The organism is Sphingomonas sp. CCH15-F11, assembly GCF_001557005.1.
Classification (GTDB): Bacteria; Pseudomonadota; Alphaproteobacteria; order Sphingomonadales; family Sphingomonadaceae; genus Sphingomonas.
In genome coordinates this window covers 25,519-34,479 of the sequence record NZ_LSKG01000139.1, presented here as the reverse complement: position 1 = coordinate 34,479, position 8,961 = coordinate 25,519, and the positions used below count along the sequence as shown (strand labels likewise).

Sequence of the window (8,961 nt, the reverse complement as noted above, 5' to 3'; positions counted from 1 at the left end):
GTCGGCGTCGGTGTAGGGCTGGGTGTCGGTGCCGGCGCCGGTGCCGGGGGGATCGCGCCGATTCCGCCGCCGCCGCCCCCGCCGCTGCATCCCGCGATCGCCAGCGCGAGCGCAGTGGTGGCCAGTCCCAGGCCGAGGGGTGACGCGGTTCTTATCCGGCAACGCATATCCGCACGCTCCCCACCGATTGTTCTTGGCCTTCAACACTACGTTGCCACGGGGCCGGGGGATGCGCTTGCCGGGTGGGATCGTTGACCCTAAAGCCGCGCCAGCCATGCGCCCCGCACTCGCCCATATCGATACCTGGATCTTCGACCTCGACAACACGCTGTATCCGGCGAGTATGAATATTTTTGCGCAGATCGACGCACGGATGACCCAGTTCATCGCGGAGCTGCTCGATTGCAGCAAGGAAACTGCTTTCGCCCTGCAAAAGCAGTGGTTCATCGACCACGGCATGACGCTTGCCGGGCTGATGGCCGACCATGGCGTCGACCCGCATGTGTTCCTCGACTATGCCCATGACATCGAGCTCCACGCGCTGGAGGCCGACGCAGTACTTGCCGATACGATCGTCGCGCTGCCGGGGCGCAAGCTGGTCTTCACCAATGGCGATGCGCCCTATGCGCGGCGCGTGCTGGCGCGGCGCGGGCTCGCCGAATGTTTCGAAGGGATTTGCGACATCCATGCGACCGGCTATCGCCCCAAGCCGCAGGAAGCCGCCTATCGCCATCTGGTCGACGCGCATGGCATTGATCCGAAGCGCGCGCTGTTCGTCGAGGACATGGCGCGCAACCTGAAGCCCGCCAAGGCGATCGGCATGACGACCGTGTGGGTCGCCAACGGCTCGGAACAGTCGCCCGATGCTGATCGCGACCATATCGACTATGTCACGCCCGACATCGGCCAATGGCTGGCCGATATCCTGAAGGAACCCGCATGACCGACCTTATCGCCACGATCGACCAGGCGTGGGAGGACCGCGCCGAACTCAGCTTTGCGACGATCGGCGCAGTACGCGATGCGGTCGACGCCGCGCTGGCGATGCTGGACGCTGGCGAGGCGCGGGTCGCCGAGCCCGACGGCACGGGCGGCTGGCGGGTCAATCAATGGCTGAAGAAGGCGGTTCTGCTGTCCTTCCGCCTCAACGACAATCGGGTCATGCCCGGCGGCAGCGCGGGCGCGCCGGCGTTCGACAAGGTGCCGAGCAAGTTCGACGGCTGGGACGAAGCGCGCTTCCGCGCAGGCGGTTTTCGCGTCGTGCCGGGCAGCATCGTGCGCCGCGGCGCGTTCATCGCCAAGAGCGCGGTGCTGATGCCCAGCTTCGTCAATATAGGTGCCTATGTCGGCGAAGGCACGATGGTCGATACCTGGGCGACGGTCGGCAGCTGTGCGCAGATCGGCCGAAACGTCCACCTGTCGGGCGGGGCGGGGATCGGCGGCGTGCTCGAACCGCTCCAGGCGGGACCCGTGGTGATCGAGGACGGCGCGTTCATCGGCGCGCGCGCCGAAGTGGCCGAAGGCGTGCGCGTGGGCGAGGGCGCGGTCCTGTCGATGGGCGTTTATCTCGGCGCGTCGACCAAGATCATCGACCGCGCGACCGGCGAAGTGTTCCGCGGCCATGTCCCGCCCTATTCGGTGGTGGTCCCCGGTTCGATCGGTGGCGGCGACGGCAAGCCTGCGCTTTATTGCGCGGTGATCGTCAAGCGCGTCGACGCCCAGACCCGGTCGAAGACAAGCATCAACGACCTGCTGCGCGATTGAGGGCGGGGCGCCGCGCTCAGCGCGGCGTCAGCTTCAGCAGGCGGCCCTGCGAATCGCCGCGCCCGTCCTCCAGCACATAGATCGCGCCGTCCGGGCCCTGCTCGACCTCGCGGATGCGCGCGCCCATGTCCCATTGGTCGCCCTTGCGCGCATTGGTGCCGTCGACATCGACGCGGACCAGCGCCTTGGACGACAGGCCACCGATGAACAGGTCGCCCTGCCACTGCGGGAACATCTTGCCCGAATAGACGATCAGCCCGCCGGGCGAGATCACCGGGTTCCACGACACTTTCGGCGCTTCGAATTCGGGACGCGTGTCGTGATCGGGAATGTCGCGACCGTCATAATGATCGCCGTCTGAGACGATCGGATAGCCATAGTTGCGCCCGGCGACGATCACATTGACCTCGTCGCCGCCCTTCGGCCCCATCTCCTGCTCCCACAAATTGCCCTGCGCGTCGAAGGCGATGCCGAGCAGGTTGCGATGGCCATAGGACCAGATGGCGGGGTGGAACCCCTTGGCGGTCAGCGCCGGGTCGCCCGCCGGCTTGCCGTCGGGGGTGAGGCGCAGCACCTTGCCCAGCGTCGCCTTTGGATCCTGAGCGGGATCGAACTTCTGGCGTTCGCCATTGGTGAAGAACAGATATTTGCCGTCGGGCGAAAAGGCGATGCGCCCCGAATAATGCCCCTCGCCCGCGACGAACGGCGTGGCGGTGAAGATCGTCGTCAGCCCCTCCAGCGACGGCGCGGCACCCTCGGTCAGCTTGCCGCGCGCCAGGACCACGCCCTTGCCGCCTTCGCCCGGGGTCGAATAGCTCAGATAGACGATGCGGTTGGTGGCGAAATCGGGGTGGAGGACGACGTCCATCAACCCGCCCTGACCCTCGCTGCTCACGCCGGGCACGGTGGCGACCATCGACTTGGTCTTGCCGTCCGCCGACACGAGCATCAGCTGCCCGGCCTTTTCGGTCACCAGCATGCGCCCGTCGGGCAGGAATGTCATCGCCCAGGGCGCGGTGAAATCGGCGACGGGGGTGACGGCGAAGGGCAGGCCGGCGGCCGTAGCGGCGTCCTGGGGCGTCGGCTGGGCCTGGCATGCGCCGCCCAGCGCGGCGATCAGAATGGCGGCGATGGGGAACTGGACGGCGCGCATATGGTCTCCTGAGCGAAACGGGAAAGATCGGACTTTAGCCAGAATGCGCGGCGGGTGCCAAATGTCCCTCGCCCGATTCGCGCCGGCCCGAATCCCGGTGGTCGGCTAGGCTCTTGCCCCGCCGCGGGCTTGCGCGTATATCAGTCGTGCTTTCTCGACATCGTTACACATGGCGAGGCCGGTCCCCACGGGTTCCGGTGCCGAAGCCCTATATCCACGTTCGTTCGCGAGTATCGAAGCCCGCATGGTCGACATCGCCGCCCTGACCCAGTTGATCGAGCCCGAGGCGCGCGCGCTCGGCTTCGACCTTGTGCGCGTCAGGATGTTCGGCGGCGTCAGCGATCCGACGCTGCAGGTCATGGCCGAGCGGCCCGACACGCGCCAGCTGTCGATCGACGATTGCGCGGCGCTGTCGCGGCGGATTTCCGACCGGTTCGACGAGCTCGAGGCTGCCGGGCGCGACCCGATCGACCATGCCTATCGGCTCGAGGTCTCGTCGCCCGGCATCGACCGGCCGCTGACCCGGCTCCGCGACTTTGCCGACTGGGCGGGGCATGAGGCGCGGGTGCATCTGACCGCGCCGACCGCCGACGGGCGCAAGCAGCTGACCGGCGACCTGCTGGGCGTCGACGGCGATCAGGTGACGGTCGACGTGCGCAAGCACGGACCGGTCACCGTGCCGTTCGCGCAGGTCGGCGATGCCAAGCTGCTGATCACCGACCGGCTGATCGCCGCCACGCAACCGCTTTCGTCGGCCGGTGCCGACGAGATTCTTCACGAAAATCCGGCGTCGGATGGAGCCGACGACATCATCGAAATCGAAGCAGAAGGATAAGGACGTCCGATGGCCACCGCCGTTACCGCCAACCGTGCCGAGCTGATCGCAATCGCCGACGCCGTCGCGCGCGAAAAGCTGATCGACAAGGGCATCGTGATCGAGGCGATGGAAGACGCGATCCAGCGCGCGGCGCGTGCCCGCTATGGCGCGGAGAACGACATTCGCGCGAAGCTCGATCCCAATACCGGCGACCTGCGCCTGTGGCGCGTCGTCGAAGTGGTCGAGGCGGTCGACGATTTCTTCAAGCAGGTGAACCTGAAGGAAGCGCAGAAGCTTCAGCCGGGCGCGGTCGTCGGCGACTATATCGTCGATCCGCTGCCGCCGATCGAGTTTGGCCGCATCGCCGCGCAGGCCGCCAAGCAGGTCATCTTCCAGAAGGTCCGCGATGCCGAGCGCGAGCGCCAGTATGAAGAGTTCAAGGACCGGATGGGCGAGATCATCACCGGCGTCGTCAAGCGCGTCGAGTTCGGCCATGTCGTCGTCGATCTCGGCCGCGCCGAGGGCGTCATCCGCCGCGACCAGCAGATCCCGCGCGAAGTGGTGCGCGTCAACGACCGTATCCGCTCGATCATCCTCAACGTCCGCCGCGAAAATCGTGGCCCGCAGATTTTCCTCAGCCGCGCGCATCCCGACTTCATGAAGAAGCTGTTCGCGCAGGAAGTGCCGGAAATCTACGACGGGATCATCGAGATCAAGGCCGCCGCGCGCGATCCGGGCAGCCGCGCCAAGATCGGCGTCATCAGCCATGACAGCTCGATCGATCCCGTCGGCGCGTGCGTCGGCATGAAGGGCAGCCGCGTCCAGGCGGTCGTCCAGGAAATGCAGGGCGAAAAGATCGACATCATCCCCTGGTCGCCCGACACCGCGACTTTCGTCGTCAACGCGTTGCAGCCGGCGAATGTCAGCCGCGTCGTCATCGACGAAGAGGATGACCGCATCGAAGTGGTGGTGCCCGACGACCAGCTCAGCCTGGCGATCGGCCGCCGCGGCCAGAATGTCCGCCTCGCCAGCCAGCTGACCGGCAAGGCGATCGACATCCTCACCGAAGCGGATGCGAGCGAGAAGCGCCAGAAGGAATTCGTCGAGCGTTCCGCGATGTTCGAGAAGGAACTCGACGTCGACGAGACGCTGGCGCAGCTGCTGGTCGCCGAAGGCTTCGGCGAGCTGGAGGAAGTCGCCTATGTCGAGGTCGACGAGCTTGCCGGCATCGAAGGGTTCGACGAGGATCTTGCCGCCGAGCTGCAGAGCCGCGCGCAGGAGGCGCTGGAGCGTCGTGAGGAAGCCAATCGCGAAACCCGTCGTGCACTGGGCGTCGAGGACGACCTCGCGACCATGCCCTATCTGACCGAAGCGATGCTGGTCACGCTGGGCCAGGCAGGCATCAGGACGCTCGACGATCTGGCCGATCTCGCGACTGACGAGCTGGTCGCCAAGAAGCGCAGCGAGCCGCGCCGCCGCAGCGATGCCGCACCCAGTGCGCGCAGCGAGGACAAGGGCGGCATCCTGGCCGAATACGGCCTGAGCGAAGAGCAGGGCAACGAGATCATCATGGCCGCGCGCGCGCACTGGTTCGAGGACGAAGCGGCCCCGGCCGACGCCGCGGCCGAACCCCAGGAGGACGCTGATGCGGAATCCGGGCAATGAGACGCGGGCTGGACTGAAAGCGGCAAGTCCCCCCTCCCGCTTGCGGGAGGGGCCGGGGGCGGACGTATCGACAAGCGACGCCCCCGGGGATGACCCCACCCCTAACCCCTCCCGCAAGCGGGAGGGGAACGGCGACGCGAACCCGCGCACCTGCATCCTGACCCGCGATGCCGCGCCACGCGAGGCGCTGGTGCGCCTGGCGCTGTCCCCCGATGGCGACGTGCTGCCCGACATCCGCGCCAAGGCGCCGGGGCGGGGCGCGTGGATCGGCGTGACGCGTGCCGAGCTGATCGCGGCGCAGGCCAAGGGCAAGCTGCGCGGGGCGCTGGCACGTGCGTTCAAGACGACTGAATTGCGCATTCCCGACGATCTGGCCGACCGGATCGCCGGCCAGCTGCAGCGCGCCGCGCTCGACCGGCTGGGGCTGGAGGCCAAGGCCGGGCATCTGGTGATCGGTGCCGAACGCATCGAAACCGCCGCGCGCGCGGGCCGTCTGCGGCTGCTGCTCCACGCGCGTGATGCGGGCGCGGACGGCGCGGCCAAGCTCGCCCAGGCTTGGCGTGTCGGCTCCGACCGGGAGGCGAGCGGCCTCAAGGGACTGGATTTGCCGGTCGACCGCACCATATTGTCCGTGGCGCTGGGCCGCGAGAATGTGGTACATGCCGGCGTCATCGACGGCGGAGCCGCGCGGCGCGTATCGCAGGCGCTGTCGCGCTGGCTGGCCTTCATCGAACCCGAATGTGGTGCTTCACCTTGCGAAATGGCTTCGCAAGGCGCATCGACCCCATCGTCGCGCGATACGACGATGAATAAGGAACTTGAGTAACCGGATGAGCGATACCGACAACGACAAGCCGAAACTGGGGGCGCGCGCGCCGCTGGGCCTCAAGCGCACGGTCGAGACCGGCAAGGTGAAGCAGAGCTTCAGCCATGGCCGCTCGAACACCGTGGTCGTGGAGGTGAAGCGCCGCCGCGTGCTCGGCCGTCCGGGCGAGGAGGCGCAGGCGCCGGTGCCCGCCGCCGAGGCCGCGCCGCCGGCTCCGGCCGCGCGTCCCGCGTCGCCGCCACCGGCCGCCCCGCGCAACGCCGGCAACAGCCTGTTGTCGCGCCAGGAGCTTCAGGCCAAGCTGCTTCGCGAGGCCGAGGAAGCACGCATGACCGCGCTCGAGGAAGCGCGCCGCCGCGAGGAACGCGAGCGCCAGGAATCGGCGGAGGAAGAAGCGCGCCGAGCCGATGAGCGCCGTCGCGCCGAGGAGGCTGCCGCCGATGCGCCTGCGCCCGCCCCGGATGCGGACGCACCTGCGCCCGTCGTGCCGGACACGCCTGCCGCACCGCCGGCCGCGCGCGTGGCCGATCCCGCGCCGGCCCCCGCCGCCCCGCGCGAGCTGACGCTCGACCCCAATCTGCCCGCGCCGCGCCGCTTCACCCCGGTGCAGCGTCCGGAGATTCCGCGTCCCGCGCCGCAGCCCCAATCGCAGCCGGCCGCCGCCTCGACGGCCGCGCCGTCGCGTGCCGCGCCGCCCTCGTCCGCGCCCAAGCGGCCCGAGCCGCCCGCGCGTCCCTCGCGCGACCGCAAGGGGGACGATCGCCGCCAGTCGGGCAAGCTGACCGTCACCCGCGCGCTCGGCGACAATGACGGCGCGCGCGCGCGCAGCCTCGCCGCGCTCAAGCGTGCGCGCGAGAAGGAAAAGCGCGCTCATATGGGCGGCAGCGGCCAGCCGCGCGAAAAGCAGGTCCGCGATGTCGTGGTGCCGGAGGCGATCACCGTCCAGGAACTCGCCAACCGCATGGCCGAAAAGGGCGCCGACCTGGTCAAGGCGCTGTTCAAGATGGGCATGCCCGTCACCGTCAACCAGACGATCGACCAGGACACCGCCGAGCTGCTCGTCACCGAATTCGGCCACAACATCCAGCGCGTCAGCGAATCGGACATCGACCTTGCCGTCGACACGACCGAGGATTCGGCGGAATCGATGCTGCCGCGTCCGCCCGTGGTCACGATCATGGGCCATGTCGATCACGGCAAGACCAGCCTGCTCGACGCGCTGCGCGGCACCGATGTCGTGCAGGGCGAAGCCGGCGGCATCACCCAGCATATCGGCGCCTATCAGGTGACGTTGAAGGACAAGTCGAAGGTCACCTTCCTCGACACGCCGGGTCACGAGGCGTTCACCGAAATGCGCGCGCGCGGGGCCAATGTCACCGACATCGTCGTGCTCGTGGTCGCCGCCGACGACGGGCTGATGCCGCAGACGATCGAGGCGATCAACCATACCAAGGCCGCCGGCGTGCCGATGATCGTCGCGATCAACAAGGTCGACAAGCACGAGGCCAATCCGCAGAAGATCCGCGAACGCCTGCTCGAGCACGAGGTGGTGGTCGAGGAGATGTCGGGCGACGTCCAGGACGTCGAGGTGTCCGCGCTCAAGAAGACCGGGCTCGACGAGCTGATCGAGAAGATCCAGCTCCAGGCCGAGCTGCTCGAACTGCGCGCCAATCCCGATCGCGCGGCCGAGGGCACGGTGGTCGAGGCCAAGCTCGACAAGGGCCGCGGTCCCGTCGCGACCGTGCTGGTCAGCCGCGGGACGCTCAAGGTCGGCGACGTCTTCGTCGTCGGGGCGGAAAGCGGCAAGGTCCGCGCGCTGCTCGACGACAAGGGCCGTCAGGTCAAGGAAGCCGGACCGTCGATGCCGGTCGAGGTGCTCGGCCTGTCGGGCGTGCCGATGGCGGGCGATCCGTTGCAGGTGGTCGAGAACGAGGCGCGCGCCCGCGAGGTCGCCGCCTATCGCCAGGGCGTGATCCAGCAGAAGCGGACGACCCAGGCCCCGGCCAGCCTAGAAACGATGTTCAGCGCGCTGAAGGCCAAGCAGGCGATCGAATATCCGCTGGTGGTCAAGGCCGACACCCAGGGCACGGTCGAGGCGATCGTCAATTCGCTCAACAAGATCTCGACCGAGGAAATCCGGGTGCGCATCCTGCATTCGGGCGTCGGCGGGATCACCGAGAGCGATGTCACGCTGGCGGGCGCATCGGGCGCGCCGATCATCGGCTTCAACGTCCGTCCCAACGCCAAGGCGCGCGAGATCGCGGAGCGGCAGAAGGTGGCGCTGAAATATTACGACGTCATCTATGACCTGACCGACGAAATCCGCGCCGGCATGGCAGGCGAGCTCGGCCCCGAAGCGTTCGAGACGGTGGTCGGCCGCGCCGAAATCCGCGAGGTCTTCTCGGCGGGCAAGCATGGCAAGGCCGCGGGCCTGCTCGTCGTCGAGGGTGCGATCCGCAAGGCGCTCAAGGCCCGCATCACGCGCGAGGACGTCATCATCTATCAGGGCGAAATCGCTTCGCTGCGGCGCTTCAAGGACGATGTTCCCGAAGTGCGCGCCGGCCTGGAATGCGGCGTGACGTTCAGCCAGAACTTCACCGACATCAAACCGGGCGACTTCCTGGAAACCTTCGAAGTCGAGATGCGCGAACGGACTTTGTGACACGCTAGCCCTCTCCCCCGCGGGGAGAGGGTTGGGAGAGGGGACCATGAGCGGCGGTCGTTGCGACTGCCCCT

7 protein-coding genes are annotated in these 8,961 nt (G+C 68.0%); 6 read left to right on the top strand and 1 reads right to left on the bottom strand.

The genetic code is table 11. The annotated features are described in order from the left end of the window. The first annotated feature begins 274 nt into the window (after positions 1–274). Positions 275–943: a pyrimidine 5'-nucleotidase gene (locus AX709_RS13815; RefSeq protein ID WP_066550195.1), complete on the top strand. Its 669-nt coding sequence runs from the start codon at positions 275–277 to the stop codon at positions 941–943. Continuing rightward, the gene (dapD, locus tag AX709_RS13810; protein WP_066550193.1) at positions 940–1,764 is read left to right on the top strand and encodes a 2,3,4,5-tetrahydropyridine-2,6-dicarboxylate N-succinyltransferase; all 825 of its coding nucleotides are present in this window, start codon (positions 940–942) and stop codon (positions 1,762–1,764) included. Before AX709_RS13815 ends, dapD begins: the two co-directional genes overlap by 4 nt. A 16-nt stretch (positions 1,765–1,780) precedes the next feature. Here dapD and AX709_RS13805 read toward each other — a convergent pair whose 3' ends face one another. Beyond that, positions 1,781–2,917, bottom strand: a complete 1,137-nt coding sequence (locus AX709_RS13805) for a PQQ-dependent sugar dehydrogenase (protein ID WP_082731791.1) — start codon at positions 2,915–2,917, stop codon at positions 1,781–1,783. A gap of 244 nt (positions 2,918–3,161) precedes the next feature. On the opposite strand from AX709_RS13805, the gene rimP reads away from it, so the two are divergent. The 4 genes from rimP to infB are packed head-to-tail and all read left to right on the top strand — an operon-like array spanning position 3,162 to position 8,887. Next, positions 3,162–3,752, top strand: coding sequence for a ribosome maturation protein RimP (gene rimP / locus AX709_RS13800; protein ID WP_066481109.1), 591 nt, complete (start codon positions 3,162–3,164; stop codon positions 3,750–3,752). Between the two features lie 9 nt (positions 3,753–3,761). Further along, on the top strand, positions 3,762–5,399 hold the full coding sequence (gene nusA, locus AX709_RS13795) for a transcription termination factor NusA (RefSeq protein ID WP_066481107.1): 1,638 nt from the start codon (positions 3,762–3,764) through the stop codon (positions 5,397–5,399). Further along, entirely contained in the window at positions 5,380–6,225 is an 846-nt protein-coding gene (locus AX709_RS13790) for a DUF448 domain-containing protein (protein WP_082731790.1), read from the top strand. The genes nusA and AX709_RS13790 overlap by 20 nt, the downstream gene beginning before the upstream one ends. A gap of 4 nt (positions 6,226–6,229) precedes the next feature. Further along, on the top strand, positions 6,230–8,887 hold the full coding sequence (gene infB / locus AX709_RS13785; RefSeq protein WP_066550190.1) for a translation initiation factor IF-2: 2,658 nt from the start codon (positions 6,230–6,232) through the stop codon (positions 8,885–8,887). Positions 8,888–8,961: the final 74 nt, after the last annotated feature.